The sequence below is a fragment of the Mycolicibacterium lacusdiani genome (assembly GCF_021916785.1).
In the GTDB taxonomy this organism is placed as follows: Bacteria; Actinomycetota; Actinomycetes; order Mycobacteriales; family Mycobacteriaceae; genus Mycobacterium; species Mycobacterium lacusdiani.
Genome location: NZ_JAKCFC010000002.1, coordinates 636,625 through 653,547, shown reverse-complemented (window position 1 = coordinate 653,547; position 16,923 = coordinate 636,625). Strand labels below are relative to the sequence as shown.

Annotated in this window: 18 protein-coding genes; 7 read left to right on the top strand and 11 right to left on the bottom strand. The window is 69.2% G+C overall.

Going from position 1 to position 16,923, the window contains the following annotated elements; translation table 11 throughout:
• Window positions 1-16 precede the first annotated feature (16 nt).
• On the top strand, window positions 17-832 hold the full coding sequence (locus LOK44_RS08120) for an adenylate/guanylate cyclase domain-containing protein (RefSeq protein ID WP_237569468.1): 816 nt from the start codon (window positions 17-19) through the stop codon (window positions 830-832).
• Window positions 833-835: 3 nt separating this feature from the next.
• Here LOK44_RS08120 and LOK44_RS08115 read toward each other — a convergent pair whose 3' ends face one another.
• Window positions 836-1,519 carry a GAF and ANTAR domain-containing protein gene (locus LOK44_RS08115; RefSeq protein WP_237569467.1) on the bottom strand — a complete coding sequence of 228 codons (684 nt, stop codon included), beginning with the start codon at window positions 1,517-1,519 and terminating at the stop codon, window positions 836-838.
• Between the two features lie 198 nt (window positions 1,520-1,717).
• On the opposite strand from LOK44_RS08115, the gene LOK44_RS08110 reads away from it, so the two are divergent.
• The 4 genes from LOK44_RS08110 (at window position 1,718) to LOK44_RS08095 (ending at window position 5,861) form a co-directional block, all read left to right on the top strand.
• On the top strand, window positions 1,718-2,941 hold the full coding sequence (locus tag LOK44_RS08110) for an acetyl-CoA acetyltransferase (protein WP_237569466.1): 1,224 nt from the start codon (window positions 1,718-1,720) through the stop codon (window positions 2,939-2,941).
• On the top strand, window positions 2,938-4,428 hold the full coding sequence (locus LOK44_RS08105) for a carotenoid oxygenase family protein (RefSeq protein WP_237569465.1): 1,491 nt from the start codon (window positions 2,938-2,940) through the stop codon (window positions 4,426-4,428). The genes LOK44_RS08110 and LOK44_RS08105 overlap by 4 nt, the downstream gene beginning before the upstream one ends.
• A 6-nt stretch (window positions 4,429-4,434) precedes the next feature.
• Window positions 4,435-5,334: a winged helix-turn-helix transcriptional regulator gene (locus LOK44_RS08100; RefSeq protein WP_237569464.1), complete on the top strand. Its 900-nt coding sequence runs from the start codon at window positions 4,435-4,437 to the stop codon at window positions 5,332-5,334.
• An 80-nt stretch (window positions 5,335-5,414) separates the two neighbouring features.
• Window positions 5,415-5,861 carry an Hsp20/alpha crystallin family protein gene (locus tag LOK44_RS08095; RefSeq protein ID WP_163922584.1) on the top strand — a complete coding sequence of 149 codons (447 nt, stop codon included), beginning with the start codon at window positions 5,415-5,417 and terminating at the stop codon, window positions 5,859-5,861.
• Between the two features lie 47 nt (window positions 5,862-5,908).
• Here LOK44_RS08095 and LOK44_RS08090 read toward each other — a convergent pair whose 3' ends face one another.
• Window positions 5,909-6,493, bottom strand: a complete 585-nt coding sequence (locus LOK44_RS08090; protein WP_237569463.1) for a GNAT family N-acetyltransferase — start codon at window positions 6,491-6,493, stop codon at window positions 5,909-5,911.
• The gene (locus LOK44_RS08085; RefSeq protein ID WP_237569462.1) at window positions 6,490-6,924 is read right to left on the bottom strand and encodes a hypothetical protein; all 435 of its coding nucleotides are present in this window, start codon (window positions 6,922-6,924) and stop codon (window positions 6,490-6,492) included. Before LOK44_RS08085 ends, LOK44_RS08090 begins: the two co-directional genes overlap by 4 nt.
• 39 nt (window positions 6,925-6,963) lie before the next feature.
• Here LOK44_RS08085 and LOK44_RS08080 point away from each other — a divergent pair, with 39 nt between their 5' ends.
• On the top strand, window positions 6,964-7,410 hold the full coding sequence (locus tag LOK44_RS08080) for a cupin domain-containing protein (protein ID WP_237569461.1): 447 nt from the start codon (window positions 6,964-6,966) through the stop codon (window positions 7,408-7,410).
• Here LOK44_RS08080 and LOK44_RS08075 read toward each other — a convergent pair.
• Genes LOK44_RS08075 through LOK44_RS08045 form a run of 7 tightly spaced genes read right to left on the bottom strand, consistent with a single transcriptional unit; the run spans window position 7,400 to window position 14,752 of the window.
• Window positions 7,400-8,113 (bottom strand): 3-keto-5-aminohexanoate cleavage protein, encoded by a 714-nt coding sequence (locus tag LOK44_RS08075; RefSeq protein ID WP_237569460.1) that lies wholly within the window; start codon window positions 8,111-8,113, stop codon window positions 7,400-7,402. The genes LOK44_RS08080 and LOK44_RS08075 overlap by 11 nt on opposite strands.
• 13 nt (window positions 8,114-8,126) lie before the next feature.
• Window positions 8,127-8,558, bottom strand: coding sequence for a type II toxin-antitoxin system Rv0910 family toxin (locus LOK44_RS08070; protein ID WP_237569459.1), 432 nt, complete (start codon window positions 8,556-8,558; stop codon window positions 8,127-8,129).
• A gap of 4 nt (window positions 8,559-8,562) precedes the next feature.
• The gene (locus LOK44_RS08065; protein WP_237569458.1) at window positions 8,563-8,817 is read right to left on the bottom strand and encodes an antitoxin; all 255 of its coding nucleotides are present in this window, start codon (window positions 8,815-8,817) and stop codon (window positions 8,563-8,565) included.
• 20 nt (window positions 8,818-8,837) lie between these two features.
• On the bottom strand, window positions 8,838-11,261 hold the full coding sequence (locus LOK44_RS08060) for an HAD-IC family P-type ATPase (protein ID WP_237569457.1): 2,424 nt from the start codon (window positions 11,259-11,261) through the stop codon (window positions 8,838-8,840).
• A 28-nt stretch (window positions 11,262-11,289) separates the two neighbouring features.
• Window positions 11,290-12,891 (bottom strand): serine hydrolase, encoded by a 1,602-nt coding sequence (locus tag LOK44_RS08055; protein WP_237569456.1) that lies wholly within the window; start codon window positions 12,889-12,891, stop codon window positions 11,290-11,292.
• 17 nt (window positions 12,892-12,908) lie between these two features.
• On the bottom strand, window positions 12,909-14,018 hold the full coding sequence (locus LOK44_RS08050) for an MBL fold metallo-hydrolase (RefSeq protein ID WP_237569455.1): 1,110 nt from the start codon (window positions 14,016-14,018) through the stop codon (window positions 12,909-12,911).
• Complete coding sequence (locus tag LOK44_RS08045) at window positions 14,018-14,752, bottom strand: enoyl-CoA hydratase (RefSeq protein WP_237569454.1); 735 nt, start codon at window positions 14,750-14,752, stop codon at window positions 14,018-14,020. Before LOK44_RS08045 ends, LOK44_RS08050 begins: the two co-directional genes overlap by 1 nt.
• Before the next feature lie 30 nt (window positions 14,753-14,782).
• On the opposite strand from LOK44_RS08045, the gene LOK44_RS08040 reads away from it, so the two are divergent.
• On the top strand, window positions 14,783-16,261 hold the full coding sequence (locus tag LOK44_RS08040) for a carboxyl transferase domain-containing protein (protein WP_237569453.1): 1,479 nt from the start codon (window positions 14,783-14,785) through the stop codon (window positions 16,259-16,261).
• On the opposite strand, the gene LOK44_RS08035 is transcribed toward LOK44_RS08040, so the two are convergent.
• Entirely contained in the window at window positions 16,237-16,884 is a 648-nt protein-coding gene (locus LOK44_RS08035) for an NUDIX hydrolase (protein WP_237569452.1), read from the bottom strand. The two genes, LOK44_RS08040 and LOK44_RS08035, sit on opposite strands and share 25 nt — an antisense overlap.
• Window positions 16,885-16,923 lie beyond the last annotated feature (39 nt).

Here is a 16,923-nt window from a genome sequence, read left to right as displayed (position 1 = left end):
CCACCATAATCAGCGGGTGTCCACGCCGTCCACCCTCGAGGTCATCCTGTTCGTGGTGACGGCGCTCCTGTCGGCCGGGCTCGTCACGTTCGTGTCGCTCTTCGTCGCCGCGCGCAGACGGCTGACGGCGGTGCGCCGCGAGCTGGAGGCGGTGCGCACCGAGGGTTCCGGTCGTCGGCGCAGGCGCGGGGTGGGTCCGATGGCGGTGAAGTCGGTGCTCAAGACCGCGGACGCGGTGCTGAACCGCGGCCTCGGCGCGGTGCAGAACTCGATCGACCAACTCGCGGGCTGGGCCCAGGTCGAACGGCCAGACCTCGCCCGCCTCACGCCCGGCGGTGACGTCGTGCTGGTGTTCTCCGACATCGAGGGCTCGACCCGGCTCAACGCCGCGCTGGGCGACAAGGCCTGGGTCAAGCTGCTCGAGCGTCACGACGATCTCGTCCACACCCACGTCGCCCGCCACGGCGGGAACGTGGTCAAGTCGCAGGGCGACGGGTTCATGATCGCGTTCGCCGAGCCGCGCGACGCCGTCTTGTTCGGAACCGACGTCCAGCGCGCGCTGGAGGCGAATCCGCAACGGTGGCAGGACATCCGGGTCCGCATCGGCGTCCACATGGGGACGTCGGTGCGGCGTGGTGACGACCTCTTCGGGCTCGACGTCGCAACGGCGGCGCGGGTTGCCGATCAGGCCGACGGCGGCGAGATCCTCGTCAGCGCGCCGGTGCGCGACGCGGTGTCCGACCTCGCCGACGTGCACTGGGGCCCGCCACGCGACGTCGAACTGAAGGGCGTACCCGGCGTCCACACGCTGCACCCGGTGCTGGCCGGGTAGGGCTCAGCTTCCCCGGGTGTCGATGACCTGCTGGGCCACGTCGATCAGCTTGACGTTGCTGTCCTGGGACAGCTGGCGCAACATCGCGAACGCCTGCACGTCGTCGACGTTGAACCGCTCCATGATGATGCCCTTGGCCTGTCCGATGCGGTCGCGCGTCGTCAAGGCCGATTGCAGCTGATCGCCCTCGCGGCTGGCGATGATCGCCGCGGCGGCATGGGCGGCCAGCACCATGCCGATGGTCTCTGCCTCGCCGTCCCAGACGTCGGCCTGATAGCCGAACAGGTTGAGCGCGCCCGCGGTGCGGTCGGCGGTGTAGAGCTTGAACGACAGCCCACTGAGGATGCCGAGCTTCACGACCTCCGGCGAGTACTTCGGCCACTGCGTGTCCTCGCGGAAGTCGTCGGTGCGGACCACCGTCTCGTCGAGCGCGGCCTGGACACACGGGCCCTCGACGTGCTTCATCTGCAGCTGGTCGATCTCGAAGAGGACGTCCGACGTCGGAGCCAGGGTCTCGAAGGCGCCGCCCTTGCCCACCAGCAGGACGCCCGCAACGTCCACGCCGGGAATCAGTTCGGTCGCTGCGGACGTCACGTCGGCCAGGATGTCCATCAAGGTGCGCGGCATCGCCGTCGCCCGAGCCAACTCCGCCATCCGCAGGGCGAGATCGCGATTACTCACCGTCATGACCTGATTCTCCCCTGGCATTGGTGATCAAAAGCAAGTTTGCCCCATGCCGTCACCGGGCAAGGCAGTGGCTAGGCGAGATCGGTGGCCGGCCACTGCCCTTGCTCAGGTCCCGTCGGTTCTGCCGTGAGCCGACGGGGCCGACCCCAATTCCGCCATTGCGCCGAGTCACTCTGTTAGTCGTAGTACGGTGCAAGGATGAGCGGCGTGTGGATCCTCGGCGGCCGGCAGACCGACTTCGCGCGCAACTTCACCCGCGAAGGCCTCGACTTCGCCGACCTGACCGCCGACGTCGTTCGGGCGACGCTGGACGCGTGCCGGATCGACGCCGGGGACGTCGGCGTCGTGCACGTCGCCAACGCCTTCGGCGAGATGTTCGCTGCCCAGGGCCATCTCGGCGCCATGCCCGCCACGGTCGTCGACGGGCTCTGGGACACGCCGTCGACCCGGCACGAAGCCGCCTGTGCGTCCGGAAGCGTCGCGATCCTGGCCGCGATGGCCGACCTGCGCTCGGGCGCCTACGACTGCGCGCTCGTGGTCGGCGTCGAACTCGAGAAGACCGTGCCCGGTGACGCGGCAGCCCGCTATCTCGGAGCCGCGGCGTGGACCGGTCGCGACGGCGCCGACGCGACCTTCATATGGCCGCATGCCTTCAGCCAGGTGCTCGACGAGTACGACCGTCGCTACGGCGTCGACGAACGCCACCTGCGCGCCATCGCAGAACTCAACCTTCGCAATGCCAAGGCCAACCCGAACGCCCAGACTCGGGACTGGTCCGTCCCCGACCCGATCGAGGCCGACGACCGGGTGAACCCCGTGGTGGACGGACGGCTCCGCCGTTACGACTGCAGCCAGATGACCGACGGCGGCGCCGCGGTGGTGCTGGTCTCCGACGCGTACCTGCGCGACCATCCCGCCAGCACGCCCATCGGGCGCATCGACGGCTGGGGACACCGCACCGTCGGCCTCGGTCTGGCTCAAAAGCTCGAGCGGTCACGCGATGACGAGTACGTCATGCCGCACGTGCATGCCGCGGTACTCGACGCATTCGGGCGGGCCCAGATTACGCTCGACGACCTCGACGGCATCGAAGTGCACGACTGCTTCACCCCGAGCGAGTACCTCGCCATCGACCACATCGGTCTGACCGGACCCGGCGAGTCGTGGAAGGCCATCGAGAACGGCGAGATCGCGATCGGCGGACGGTTGCCGATCAACCCCAGCGGCGGGCTGATCGGCGGCGGCCACCCCGTCGGCGCCACCGGCGTCCGCATGCTGCTCGACGCCGCCCGTCAGGTAAGCGGTACCGCCGGCGACTACCAGGTCGACGGCGCGCGGACGTTCGGCACGCTCAACTTCGGCGGGAGCACCGCGACCACGGTGAGCTTCGTCGTCTCCCATGCTCAGGAGGAATCACGATGACCACCGCTGCGACCAACCCGGAGATCGTCGCGAAGTACCTCTCCACCCTGCCCGAGGACGACGACCACCCCTACCGCACCGGGCCGTGGCGGCCGCAGACCACCGAGTGGGACGCCGACGACCTGATGGTCGTCGAGGGCGAACTGCCCACCGACCTCGACGGCGTGTACCTCCGCAACACCGAGAACCCGCTGCACCCGGCGCTCAAGACGTACCACCCGTTCGACGGCGACGGCATGATGCACGTCGTCGGCTTCCGTGACGGAAAGGCGTTCTACCGCAACCGCTTCATCCGCACCGACGGCTTCCTGGCCGAACTCGATGCCTGCGGCCCGCTGTGGCCGGGCATCGCCGAGCCGATCGAGCTGGCCAAGCGCGACTACGGCTGGGGCGCACGGACGTTGATGAAGGACGCCTCCTCGACCGACGTCGTCGTGCACCGCGGCGTCGCACTGTCGAGCCACTACCAGTGCGGTGACCTCTATCGCGTCGACCCCTACACCGGCGACACCCTCGGCAAGGAAGACTGGCGCGGCGGCTTCCCGACCGACTGGGGTGTGTCCGCCCACCCCAAGGTCGACGACGCGACCGGCGAACTGCTGTTCTTCAACTACTCCAAGCAGGCACCGTTCATGCACTACGGCGTGGTCGACGCCGCCAACGAGCTGGTGCACCTCGTCGACGTGCCACTGCCCGGCCCGCGGCTGCCACACGACATGGCGTTCACCGAGAACTACGCGATCCTCAACGACCTGCCGCTGTTCTGGGCGCCCGAGTTCCTCGAGCACGGCGTGCACCTGCCGCGCTTCCACCGCGACGTGCCATCGCGATTCGCGGTCATTCCGCGCCGCGGCCAGACCGGCGACATCATGTGGTTCGAGGCCGACCCCACCTACGTTTTGCACTTCACCAACGCCTACGAGGACGGCGACGAGATCGTTCTCGACGGCTTCTTCCAGGGCAACCCGGAGCCGGCGCTCGCGCTGGACCAGATGCAGACCCGCCTGCACCGGTGGCGGTTCGACCTCACGACGGGCACCACGCGCGAGGAATCCCTGACCGACAGCGTCACCGAGTTCGGCATGATCAACCCCGGCCACGCCGGACGCGACTACCGCTACGCCTACGCGGCCACCGGCAAGCCCGGCTGGTTCCTGTTCGACGGCCTGGTCAAGCACGACCTGCGGACCGGAACCGAGGAGCGCTTCGCGTTCGACGACGGCGTCTACGGCAGCGAGACCGCGATGGCGCCCAGAGTCAACGGCACGGCAGAAGACGATGGCTATCTCGTCACGATCACGACGGACATGAACGCCGACGCGTCGTACTGCCTGGTGTTCGACGCGGCCCAGGTGGGCGATGGTCCGGTCTGCAAGATTCAACTGCCCGAACGGGTCTCGAGCGGGACCCACTCCACGTGGGCGCCTGGCTCGGAGCTGCGCCGCTGGCAAGACGTCGACCGCGCCGCCGAGGCGATCGGACTCTAGCCGGGCATGACCGGCGTCAACGCGGTGGGCCGGATGCTCGGCGTGCTCGGCGACGAGTGGACGCTGCTCATCGTCCAGCAGGCCCTACTGGGGGCTGCCAGATACGGCGACTTCACTGCGCGCCTGCCGATTTCGCACGCGGTGCTGACCGGCAGGCTCAAGACGATGACGGCCGAGGACCTGGTGACCCGTCGGGTGTATCAGGACAGGCCGGTGCGGGCGGAGTACGTCCTGACCGAACGAGGGCGGGCGCTGTGGCCCGTGCTCGCGTCGGTGTGGGCGTGGGAGCGGCAGTGGGTTTCCCGTCACGGCGACGGGTTGCCCGCGATGCACCACGCCGCCTGCGGTGCCGACGTCGCGCCGGTGCTCGTCTGCCGGTCCTGTCGCGAGCCGACGTCGGAGAAGGAGCTACGGGTCCGGTGGGGTCCCAGCGGATCGTGGCCGCGGTCGGTGCCGGTTCAGACCACGCGCAGGCGGTCGTCCCCGGACACCGGACGATCCGCCCCCGGCCTGTTCCCGGAGACCATGACGATTCTGGGCAATCGGTGGGCGTTCGCGGTCGTGGTCGCCGCATTCGTCGGCACCAGCCGGTTCGGCGACTTCGAGGCTCAGCTCGCCGTCCCGCCGAGCACGCTCGCCGACCGCCTGACGACTCTCACCGACCGCGGAATCCTCGCCAACGCGAGCGGGCCCTACCTGCTGACCGAGAAGGGACGCGCGGTATTGCCCGTGCTCATCACGGCGCTGCAGTGGGCTCAGCAGTGGTACCCAGCCGCGGAGGGCCCAGCGGTGCTGCTGCACCACATCGCCTGTGGCGCAGCGTTCCACGGCGCACTCGCCTGCGACTCGTGTGCCGAGATCCTCCGCGGAAATCAGCTCGAAAGGACCTGGCACTCTCCGGCCTAGAGTGCTAAATTCGGTATCGCACAGTGATTGGTCGCCCGCCAGGGTGGCGGGCATTTCAGTGACATAGGAGGTGGATTGCTGTGCTTCGCTTCGATCCCTTTAGCGACCTGGACGCGATGGCCCGAGGCCTGCTGAACAGCCAGACCGGATCGGCTCGTAGTCCGCGGTTCATGCCGATGGACCTGTGCAAGGTCGACGACCACTACCTGCTCACCGCGGACCTCCCCGGGGTCGACCCCGGCTCGGTCGACGTGGACGTGGACAACGGCACGTTGACCATCTCCGCGCACCGCACCGCGCGCTCGGAGGACTCGGTGCAGTGGCTCACCAACGAGCGGTTCTTCGGCACGTACCGCAGGCAGCTATCCCTTGGCGACGGCATTGATTCCGCGAAGATCGCCGCGTCCTACGAGAACGGCGTCCTCACCGTGACGATCCCACTGGCGGAGCGGGCCAAGGCCCGCAAGGTCGAGATCGCGCACGGCGGCGGCCGGAAATCAATCGAGACGACGACCGTAGACGCCTGACGGTCCGGGTGGTGGGTGACGGTCCCAGCACGAATGCCCGGTGGCCGTCACCCACCCAACCGGAACCGCAGATTGTTGCGCACCGCAAGCCATTCGAAGTCCAAGATGGAGTACACCACGGTGTCGCGCCGGGACCCGTCCGGCAGCACCTGATGGCTGCGGAGCACCCCGTCCAGCTTGGCGCCGAGCCGCTCGATGGCCGCCCGGCTGGTCGAGTTGAAGAAGTGCGTGCGGAATTCGACTGCGACGCAATTCAACTGCTCGAACGCATGGGTGAGCAGCAGCAACTTGCACTCGGTGTTGACACCGGTGCGCCGCACGGCGGGCACGTACCAGGTGTAGCCAATCTCCAGGCGCCGGTTGGCCGGGTCGACATTGCAGTAGCTCGAGGACCCCACCAGCGTGCCGTCGGCGTCGCGCACCACGAACGTCAGACCCGTCTGTGGGTGCTGCACCGCCAGCCGCCCGTCGATCCACTCCTGGGCCGTCTCGGGGGTCGGCGCGCTGGTGAACCAGAGTTCCCGGACGTCGGCCGACGCCTTGACGATCTCCGGCGCATGCGCGGCCGTGAGCGGCTCCAGCGTCACCCATTGCGGGCCGGTGAGCACCACCGGTTCCACGAATCCCGTCACGTTCGCTGCCCCTTACCCGTCCATGCCGCGACCACCGCCAACACCGACAGCACCACCGCGGACACCGTCACCGCCGCGCCGATGTACAGCCCGTAGCCCGCAGCCACCGGAGGTGCCACGTACAGCCGGTAGTAGAACCCCACCAAGACGGCGATGAACACCGAGATACCTAGCGCAACAGCCGATGCCACCCGCGCCGAGAGCCCGCGCGCGGCCATCGCGGCCGCCACGATGAGCGTCGACGACAGCACCACGATGAACTGACCGACGCCGAACCCGTCGGGCGGAACCCCGATCTGACCGTTGCGGCCGCCGATTGCGTTCGCCCGGCCGCCACCGCCCGCAGTAGTGGTCAGCCAGGGCAGCCATGCGCTCACCAGCAGCACGGCCGCGCACAGCACGACGAACCATCCGGGGCGCAGACGAGCCATGCGACGAGGGTATCGGGTGCTCGGACGTAGGCTGCACCCATGACGGAACTGCCCGACTGGGCCCACGGCCTGGACCTCGCGCCCCACCCGGAGGGTGGCTGGTACCGCGAGACCTGGCGTAGCGATCTGACCGTCACGCAGTCGGCGCTGCCGCCCGACTACACCGGTCCGCGCAGCGCGGGAACGGCGATCCTGTTCCTGCTGATGCCCGGTCAGCAGTCTGCGTGGCACACCGTGCGCAGCGCCGAGCTATGGCTGTATCACCGGGGCAGTCCCCTGCTGCTCGAGATTGGGCGGGAAAGGGAGAGTGCCCCAACGGTTCTGCTCGGCAGCGACATCGGCGCCGGGGAGTCCCCGCAGATCGTCGTGCCGCCTGGGCACTGGCAGCGTGCCACGCCGCGTGACGACGAACCGACCCTGGTGAGCTGTGTCGTGGTGCCGGGGTTCGACTTCGCCGACTTCGCGCTACACGCCCCTACCGACTGAGCAGATCGACCGCGGCCGCCACCAGTTCGGCGTTGCCCGGCGTGGTCGACCCGTCGGGAAGCCGCAGCGTGTCCTCCATGCCGATGCGGGTCTGAACGTCGCACGCGCCGGCATGTTGCAGCAGCGGCCAGCAGCTCTCGTCGAGCCCGTGCAACAGCACCGGCGCGGGCGAATTGGCGGCGCGCACCCTGGCCAGCATGTCGTCGGCGACGGCAACGTCCTGGTTGCCCTGCAACTCGATCATCGCGCGCATGCAGTGCTCGACCATCTCGGACTCCGCCCACGACGCGACGGCCTCGGCACCGAACAGCCCGATCTCGACGCCGACGCCCATGTCCAGCAGCATCTTCGCCAGTTCAGGCGCGCCTGGTTCGTGCCAGTTGACCGAGGCGAAGTCCGGCAGGACAGTCCACGCCCGAACCTCGCGGCGCCGGGCATCGGCGTCGGGCAGCGCCCAGAACCCCGTCGTGACGCCGAGCGGCAGCCCCGGAATGGCCTCGCGGACCGCTGCGACTGCCGCCCCGACGGCGTCGGGCTCCAACGAGTCCGTGCCGTCGGCCGTCTTGGGATGCATGTGCACGGCCTGCGCGCCGGCCCGATGCGACTGGACTGCGGCCTCGGCCAGCTGGGCAGGCGTGACGGGCAGCCGCGGGTGCTGGTCCGGCGTGCGGGCACCGTTGATGCAGGCCTTGAGGTAGATCATGACGTACCCCTCGCTAGCCGAAGACGGCCTTGAACCTCTCCAGAGATGCACGGATGTCGCTCTTCAGTGCGCTCGCGACCACCATGCCGATCGGCCCGAACAGCGCGGGACCGCCGAGGTGGATGTCGAACGACACCGTAGAGCCGGCAGGCGACGGCTTGATCTTGCCGATCAGCTTGACCTTGACCCCGCCCTTGCCGTTGCCGTCGAGCGTCATCGACTGCGGCGGCTTCCAGTTCACGATCGTCCAGTCGATGCGGTTGAGCATGCCCTTGACCTCCAGGATCGAGGTGATCCTGGTGCCCTTCTCCAAGTTCTCGGGCAGCGTGCTGCGCCACATCCGGTGGATCGTCAGCCACTCCCTATAGCGCGACAGATCGGACGCAGCCGTCCAGGCCTGCTCCGGCGGGAGTGGAATCTCGACGGATTCGGAGAGCTTCGCCATCGGCCTACGACAGCGGGGGGTTCGGCGCCTGCGGAGGCGTGTTCGGGCCGGGCTGCTGGTTGGGCGGCACCTGTCCGGGCTGTTGCTTGGCGGCCTGCTCGCGCGCCGCCTTCTTGGCAGCCTCCTGCACCTTGTCGACGTGCGAGGCGTACTTGCCCTGCGTCTTCTTGTCGACGACGTCGCCCACCTTGTCGATGGCGGTCTCTACCTTGTCGGCGTTCTTCGACACCGCGTTCTTCACCTTGTCCAAGAATCCCATGCGTCAAGCTTATAGAACGCTCATAGCTCGGCCGAGCGCCAGAGCCGGCGCCGCTCCCCCAGCATCGCGCCCTGCGCCCACCAGATGACCTCGATGACAGCCGCGCCGATCAGCCCGACGACCAGTGCCATGGTCGTGACAGAGGCGTCCGACGGATCGAGCAGGAACAACTCCTGCGCCATCGGTACCGAGAAGATCAGCACGTAGGCCAGCCCCGACACCGCCACCAGCGCCACGCGCCACCACTCGTACGGCCGGGCCACCACCGCGAGCACCCACACCGCCCCGACGAGCAGCGTGATCAGCGCCGCAGTGGACGCCTGGGTCTGCTGGGTCGGCGTCGCCGCCCTGCCCTCGTAGGCCAGCAGGTACGACACGAACGTCGCCGTGCCCACCACGACGCCCGACGGCAGCGCCGAGGTCATCACGCGCCGCACGAAGCCGGTGTGCGCCCGTTCGTCGTTGGGTGCCAGCGACAGCACGAAGGCCGGGATGCCGATCGTGAACCACGCCGCGATCGTCACGTGGATCGGCTGGAACGGGAACGGCAGCGGGTCTGTGCCGAAGATCGCCGACGCCAGACCGGCCAGCCCGACCGCCATTGCCAACAGCACCGAGTACACCGTCTTGGTGAGGAACAGGTTCGAGACGCGTTCGATGTTCCCGATGACGCGGCGGCCCTCGCCGACGACATACGGGAGCGTCGCGAACTTGTTGTCCAGCAACACGATCTGGGCCACTGCTCGGGACGCGGACGACCCGGAGCCCATCGCGACGCCGATGTCCGCGTCCTTGAGCGCCAGCACGTCGTTGACGCCGTCGCCGGTCATCGCAACGGTGTGACCACGCGACTGCAGCGCGTGCACCATAGCGCGCTTCTGATCGGGCCGGACTCGGCCGAAGGTGGTGCACTCCTCGAGTGCGGCGGCGAGTTCGTCGGGCGCCGTGGGGAGTTTGCGGGCATCCATGGTCTCGCCGCGCAGGCCGAGCGTGCCCGCCACCGCGCCGACCGACACGGCGTTGTCGCCACTGATCACCTTGACGGTGACGTGCTGGGAGGCGAAGTAGTCCAGGGTGTCGCGGGCGTCGGGCCGGACCCGCTGCTCGAGTACCACCAGCGCCACCGGGGTGACGACGCCTGGCGCGTCGGGAAGGTCGACCGCCCGGTCCGATGACGCGAGCAGCAGGACGCGCAAGCCCTGGGCGCCGAGCCGTTCGGCCTCCTCGGCCTCCGGGGTCGTCGGATCGAGCAGCACGTCGGGCGCGCCAATCACCCAGTTGCCATGCTCGCCGTAAGACGCACCGCTCCACTTGGTCGCCGACTTGAACGGCGCGGTGGCGGTGGCCGTCCAGCCCGGAGCGGCGGGATAGGCCTCGGCGATGGCCGCGATGCTGGCGTTGGGGTGGGTGTCGTCGGCGGCGAGCTGCGCCAGTACCTTCGCTGCGTCATCCCCCCGGTCGCTATGCTCCTGCCCGCCGGCGCCCGCCTCGGCCAGCGTCTTGGTCTCCGCGAGCCGCATCCCGTTCTCGGTGAGCGTCCCGGTCTTGTCGGCGCACACCACGTCGACGCGGGCGAGGCCCTCGATGGCGGGGAGTTCCTGCACCAGGCACTGCCTGCGACCCAGCCGAACCACGCCGACCGCGAACGCGATCGACGTCATCAGCACCAGACCCTCGGGAACCATCGGCACCAACGCGCCGACCATGCGGAGCACCGACTCCTGCCAGTCGGCACCGGTGGTGAACAACTGCGTGTAGATGATCAGCAGGCCCGCGGGCACCAGCAGGTAGGTGATGAACTGCAGGATCTTGTTGATGCCACTGCGCAATTCGGACTTCACCAGCGTGAACTTGCTGGCCTCCTCGGCGAGTTTGGCGGCGTACGCCTCGCGGCCCACCTTGGTGGCGCGATACGCCCCGCTGCCCGCGACGACGAAGCTGCCCGACATGACGTCGTCGCCGGCATCCTTGGCGATGGCGTCGGCCTCACCGGTGAGCAGCGACTCGTCGACCTCGAGGTCTCTCTGCTCGAGAATCGTTCCGTCGACCACGATCTGGTCGCCGGGACCGAGTTCGATGACGTCGTCGAGCACCACCTCGCTCGGCGGGAGTGCACGCGTTCCCGACTGCCGCCGGACGGTCGGCTTCGCTTGACCCACGATGGCCAGTTCGTCGAGTGTCCGCTTGGCACGCAGTTCTTGGATGATGCCGATGGCGCTGTTGGCGACGATCAGCAGGCCGAACAGACCATTGATCAACGATCCGGTGGCCAGCACGATGAGGAAGAGCACCCCGAGGATCGCATTGATCCGGGTCAACACGTTGGCGCGAACGATCTCCGAGACGCTGCGCGCCGCCCGCGCCGGGACGTCGTTGGCCTTGCCCGCCGCGACGCGCTCGGCGACCTCGGCGTCGGAGAGACCCTGGGCCAGGGCGCTACTCAACTGTCCTCAATTCTCTTCGCGCAAGCGCTCATCGGAAGAAGGTTCCCATGCCGTCCCCGTCGTAGTACTCGAGCTTCAGCACGTCGCCGTCGAACGTGGCGGTCGACGTGCTGCCGGGCGGCGAGTTCTCGGTGACGAACGAGACGGCGAAGACGTTGCCGTTCCAGTGCTTCAGCGGCACGGTGAGCTTCGGGCCGATCGCGAGGTTCAGCTCGCCGTTGCGCTCCGTGACGCGTGCTGCCCCGTAGTACGGGTTGGCGTACTCGCCGACGTAGTCGGACAGCGGCGCAGGGGGTGCGGGGTTGGCTGGCGGCTGCTGCCCGGACAGTGAGCCGACGGGCTTCTCCATGGCGAGGAACGCCTGGTTGTAGAGCGGGAACCAGTCCTCGCGAACCTCGCCGAACTGGACCAGGTCGGCGAACTCGGCGGTGAGCGCCTCCGGCACGCCGGAGGGGGTGGCGTTGGTGAGCGCGACGATCGCGACGTCGGCCGACGGCAGCAGCAGCACGTTGGTGCCCGAGCCCAGTTCGAATGCGCCGGAGTGGCTCAGCTGCATGCGCGCTCCGGAGGTCGACCCGACGTTGAAGCCGTAGCCGTAGAACCCGGAGCGCATCGCGGCCTCCGACGGCGGGCTGGACACGATCTGCGGCGTGACGGCCGGCAGCAGTGCCTTCGGGTCGACGATGGTCTTGCCGTCGTGAGATCCGTTGGCCAGCATCATCGCCATCCACTTGGTCATGTCGTTCGCCGAGCTGCTGACGCCGCCCGCGGGCGACTGCGCCTGCGCGTCGCGGACGTAGCGCGGGAAGTACATGCCGTCGACGTGGATGTGCCCGGCGGCGCGGTTGGCCCGCGCTTGGTATTCGTCGAAGCGCGAGCTGGTCGACGTCATGCCAAGCGGCCGGTACAGCACGTCCTGACTGATGTCCTCCCACGACTTCCCGGCGCTGACGGCGACGGCCTCGGCGGCAGCAGTGAGCCCGAAGTTCGTGTAGTCGTAGGTGATTCGGAACGGGTCGAGCGGCAGCTGGCGCAACCTCTCGAGGACCTGCCGGCGGTCGTAGCCCATCTCCTCGAGCAGGTCGCCCGCGTGGTCGGGCAGCCCGGACCGGTGCGAGTACATGTCGCCGATGGTCACCATGCGCGTGACGGCTGGGTCGGCGAGACCGAACCAGGGCAGCTTCTCGACGATCGGCGTATCCCATCCGATGGCACCCTCCCCCACCTGATGGGCGACGACGGTGGAGCCGAGCGGCTTGGACAGCGAGGCCAGCTGGAACACGGTGTCGGGGTCGACCTTGTTCACGTCACCGCTGCCGTTGCGACTGTCCTTGACGCCGAAACCCTTGGCGTACAACGTCTTTCCGCCGTGCACCACGGCCACCGACATTCCCGGTATGCCGCTCTCGTCCATCAGCCCCTTGGCGATCGCGTCGAGCTTGCCGACGGCATTCTCGACGGCCTTGTCCGGCAACGGCATTGCGGGCACCAGCGGCGGCGGCACGTCGGAGAACTGACCGTCGTCCGGGCGGCTCGACGTGTCCTCCTGCTCCGGGGAACTGCAACCCGCGAGCACGGCGAGGACGGTGACCGGCACGACGAGCCGGCGAATCAAGATCGAGAAGCGCACACCTGCACGCTAGTCGGTCAGGACCGCCACCATGCGTCCAATGACGCCTCCGTCATGCGTTCGACGCGCTCACCGGGGCGGGGGGTCGCGACCGGCACGCCCTCGCTGGTCGCCGCGGTCAGCATCCGCTCGACGGGTTCGGACCACGGGTGCGTGGCCAGCCGGAACGTCGCCCAGTGGATCGGGACGAGCAGGCCGCGGTCGGTGACGTCACGGTGGGCACGCACCGCCTCCTCGGGGTTCATGTGGATGTCCGGCCAGCCCGGGTGGTAGGCCCCGATGGGCATGAGCGTCACGTCGAACGGTCCGTGCTCGGCGCCGATGTCGGCGAAGATCTTGCCGTAACCCGTGTCGCCGCCGAAGAACGCCTTGTGCCGGGGCCCGATCACGGCCCACGACGACCACAGCGTCACGTCGCGGTTGACGAAGCGTCCCGAGAAGTGCCGGGCCGGGGTGCAGACCAGCGTCAGGTCCCCGAGGCGCGCGCTCTCGTTCCAGTCGAGTTCGACGATCCGGTCGTCGGGGATGCGCCAGGCCCGCAGGTGCGCGCCGATGCCGAGCGGCACGAAGAACTTCGACCGCTGGGTGCGGGCGAGCTGCTTGACGGTGTCGATGTCGAGGTGGTCGTAGTGGTCGTGGCTGATGATGACCGCGTCGATGGCGGGCAGCGCCTCGAGTGGGGCGGGTACCGGGTGCAGCCGTTGCGGACCGACGGCCCGGGACGGTGAGCACCGGTCGCTCCAGATCGGGTCGGCCAGGATGCGGTAGCCGTCCACCTCGATCAGCGCCGACGAGTGACCGAACCAGGTGACGGCGAGGTCCGCGGCGGGCTGGTCGACGGCGGGCGTCACCAGCGGAACCTCCCTCGGCGGGCGCTGGGCCGGCCCGTTGCCGACGACGTCGCGCAGCAGCAGGAACTGTTCCTCCCTGCTCAGGCTGGTCTCGGAGGCGGGTTCGAGGTTGACGAACACCCCGTCGCGGTAGTTCGGCGACCGCTTGGCGACGGCGCCGATCTCGACCGGCGAGGCGCCGAGCGCCGACGGGGTGCCCTGCAGCGCGCGCAGGGCCCAGCCGCCACCGACGATGGCCGCCGTCCCGCCGATCAGACGTACCGCCTCGCCAAGCATCAGGCGCCCTTGAAGTTCGGCGGTCGCTTCTCGATTCGGGCCACCTGGGCCTCGATGATGTCGCTGCTGGCCCACGCCCGATCGAAGAGCTCCTTGTGGGCGGGCCAGGCGTCCTCGTAGGCGCCGTCGTCGTTGAGCACGCGTTTGGCGTGCTGCAGCGCCAGCGGGGCGAAGCCCGCGATCTCCTGAGCCCACGCCTGCGCGTCGGCGAGCGTGCCGATGCGGTTGGCCATCCCGGTCGCCAAGGCGTCGTCGGCGGTGAGCCGCTCGGCGGCCAGCAGCATGCCGCGCGCCCGGCCGGCACCGACCAGCGACGTCAGCCTGCGGATGCTCCAGTTGTCCAAGGCGATACCATATTTCGCGACGGGGAACTGGAAGTATGCCTCGGGTGCGACGACCCGCAGGTCGCAGATCATCGAGAGGATGACACCGGCGCCGATGGCCGGTCCGTTGATCGCGCCGATCACGGGAACGGGCGCCTGGTCGATCGCGATGTTGAGCGCCCTGGCCTTCTCGGGCAGCTCGTCGGCGACGCCCTGCCCGCCGGAGAGGTCGGCGCCGGAACTGAAGACGTGGCCGCCGCCGGTGAGGACGATGGCGCGGACGTCTTCGGTGGCCGCCTTTTCGATCACTTCGCGCAGGCCGTCGACCAGTTCGCTGTTGAGAGCATTGCGTCGCTCGGGGCGTTGCATCTCCAAGGTCAGCACGGCGCCGTCACGGCTAACACCAATCATGGCGACCAGACTATAGATAGCCTTTTCGGGGTGAGCCGGATAGCCGCCAGGGCGCTTCGCGATGCCGTGTTGGACGAGGGATCGTTCCGCAGCTGGGACGCCGCGCCGCTGGCGGTGCCCACCAACCCCGACTACCGCCGGGAACTCGACGAGGCGGCGGCCGCCACGGGCCTCGACGAATCCGTGCTGACCGGTGAGGGCACGGTATTCGGCAGGCGCATCGCCGTCGTCGCCTGCGAGTTCGACTTCCTGGCCGGCTCCATCGGCGTTGCTGCGGCCGAGCGAATCACCGCCGCGATCGAACGGGCGACAGCCGAGAATCTGCCGCTGGTGGCATCGCCCAGTTCGGGTGGCACCCGGATGCAGGAGGGCACGGTCGCGTTCTTGCAGATGGTGAAGATCGCGGCAGCGGTCGAGCTGCACAAGCGCGCACACCTGCCGTACCTCGTCTACCTGCGGCATCCGACGACGGGCGGGGTGTTCGCGTCGTGGGGATCGCTGGGCCACGTCACTGCAGCCGAGCCGGGCGCGCTGATCGGCTTCCTGGGCCCGCGGGTGTACGAGCACCTGTACGGCGAGCCGTTCCCCAAGGGCATCCAGACCGCGGAGAACCTGCACCGGCACGGCGTGCTCGACGGCGTCGTGCCGCTGGCGGTGCTGCGGTCGGTGCTGCACCGCACGCTCAAGGTCGTCCTCGACCCGCCCGGCCTGCTGCCCGACCCGCCCGAGCCGGACCCCGTCGCCGACGTTCCGGCCTGGGACTCGGTGGAGGCGTCGCGGCGGCCGGACCGGCCGGGAGTGCGCTACCTGCTCGAGCACGGCACCACCGAGCGGGTGCTGCTCTCGGGCACGGGCGGCCAGGGCGAGGCGGCTACGACGCTGCTCGCGCTGGCCCGATTCGCCGGTCAGCCCGCGGTGGTCGTCGGCCAGCAGCGCGGTCGCGGCGGCGGCCTGGTCGGGCCACGGGCACTGCGGGAGGCCCGGCGCGGGATGGCACTCGCCGCGAGTCTGCGGCTACCGCTGGTGCTCGTCATCGACACCGCGGGTCCTGCGTTGTCCACCGAGGCCGAGGAGGGCGGGCTGGCGGGTGAGATCGCGCGCTGCCTGGCCGAACTCGTCACCCTCGACACTCCGACGGTGTCGGTGCTGCTGGGTCAGGGCAGTGGTGGTCCCGCGCTGGCCATGGTGCCCGCCGATCGGGTGCTGGCCGCGCAGCACGGCTGGCTCGCGCCGCTGCCACCCGAGGGCGCCAGTGCGATCGTCTACCGCGACGTCGACCACGCCCCCGATCTCGCTGCGGCTCAGGGTATGCGGTCCTTGGATTTGCTTCACAACGGCATCGTCGACGTGATCGTCGGCGAGCGCCACGACGCCTCCGACACGCCTGCCGACTTCACCGATCGGCTGGCGGCTGCCATCGGCGCCGAGTTGGTGACACTGCGCGACGTGCCGGACGACGCCCGGCTGACTGCGCGGTTGCGCCGTTATCGGCGCATCGGGCTGCCCTGACGGCGGTACACCTCGGCCGGTCTGCCGCGGCTACCCTCGGTCGTCTCACCCGTCGGCTCGATGAGCCCACGCCTGGTCAACCTGCGTGCGAAGGCGTCGCGCGGAATCGACTCTCCCGCAACGGCTTCGTGAACCCGGCGGAGATCGCTGAGCGTGAACGTCTCCCCTGCCAGCCGGTCGGGATCGGGATACTCGGCGTACTCGGCGCGCAGACGCGCGACCGCTGCGTCGATGATCGCCTCGTGGTCGCGCCACATCCTGCCGGGTCGCGACACCGGCATCAACCGCGTCCGGTCGGCCAACCGCTGCTCGAGGGCAGCGAGCGGGACGACCGCCATGTGGGCCACCGACAGCACGCGCCCCCTGTCGTCGCGGTCGATGGCATCGAAGACGTGCAGCTGCCGCGGCTGCAATCCCGTCACCCCGGCCTTGTCGCGCAGCGACCGGTGGACGGCCTGCTCGAGCAGTTCGTCGACGTGCATGAAGGTCCCGGGTAGGGCCCAGCCCCGCTCGTTGGGACGCGGCACCTGCAGCACCAGGAGGTCGCCACCGTTCGGCTCGAGCGTCAGCACGGCGGTGTCTACGGCGACGGACGGCTGGGGGTACTCGTCGAGCCGAGCCATCGTGTCAGCCCCCTGGTGTATCGTTCGATTTATCGCGAT

Coding starts and splice junctions, on each gene's coding strand:
- LOK44_RS08115 (WP_237569467.1), bottom strand. CDS start 1,519: ATGACGGTGAGTAATCGCGATCTCGCCCTGCGGATGGCGGAGTTGGCT.
- LOK44_RS08110 (WP_237569466.1), top strand. CDS start 1,718: ATGAGCGGCGTGTGGATCCTCGGCGGCCGGCAGACCGACTTCGCGCGC.
- LOK44_RS08105 (WP_237569465.1), top strand. CDS start 2,938: ATGACCACCGCTGCGACCAACCCGGAGATCGTCGCGAAGTACCTCTCC.
- LOK44_RS08100 (WP_237569464.1), top strand. CDS start 4,435: ATGACCGGCGTCAACGCGGTGGGCCGGATGCTCGGCGTGCTCGGCGAC.
- LOK44_RS08085 (WP_237569462.1), bottom strand. CDS start 6,924: ATGGCTCGTCTGCGCCCCGGATGGTTCGTCGTGCTGTGCGCGGCCGTG.
- LOK44_RS08080 (WP_237569461.1), top strand. CDS start 6,964: ATGACGGAACTGCCCGACTGGGCCCACGGCCTGGACCTCGCGCCCCAC.
- LOK44_RS08075 (WP_237569460.1), bottom strand. CDS start 8,113: ATGATCTACCTCAAGGCCTGCATCAACGGTGCCCGCACGCCGGACCAG.
- LOK44_RS08070 (WP_237569459.1), bottom strand. CDS start 8,558: ATGGCGAAGCTCTCCGAATCCGTCGAGATTCCACTCCCGCCGGAGCAG.
- LOK44_RS08065 (WP_237569458.1), bottom strand. CDS start 8,817: ATGGGATTCTTGGACAAGGTGAAGAACGCGGTGTCGAAGAACGCCGAC.
- LOK44_RS08050 (WP_237569455.1), bottom strand. CDS start 14,018: ATGCTTGGCGAGGCGGTACGTCTGATCGGCGGGACGGCGGCCATCGTC.
- LOK44_RS08045 (WP_237569454.1), bottom strand. CDS start 14,752: ATGATTGGTGTTAGCCGTGACGGCGCCGTGCTGACCTTGGAGATGCAA.
- LOK44_RS08035 (WP_237569452.1), bottom strand. CDS start 16,884: ATGGCTCGGCTCGACGAGTACCCCCAGCCGTCCGTCGCCGTAGACACC.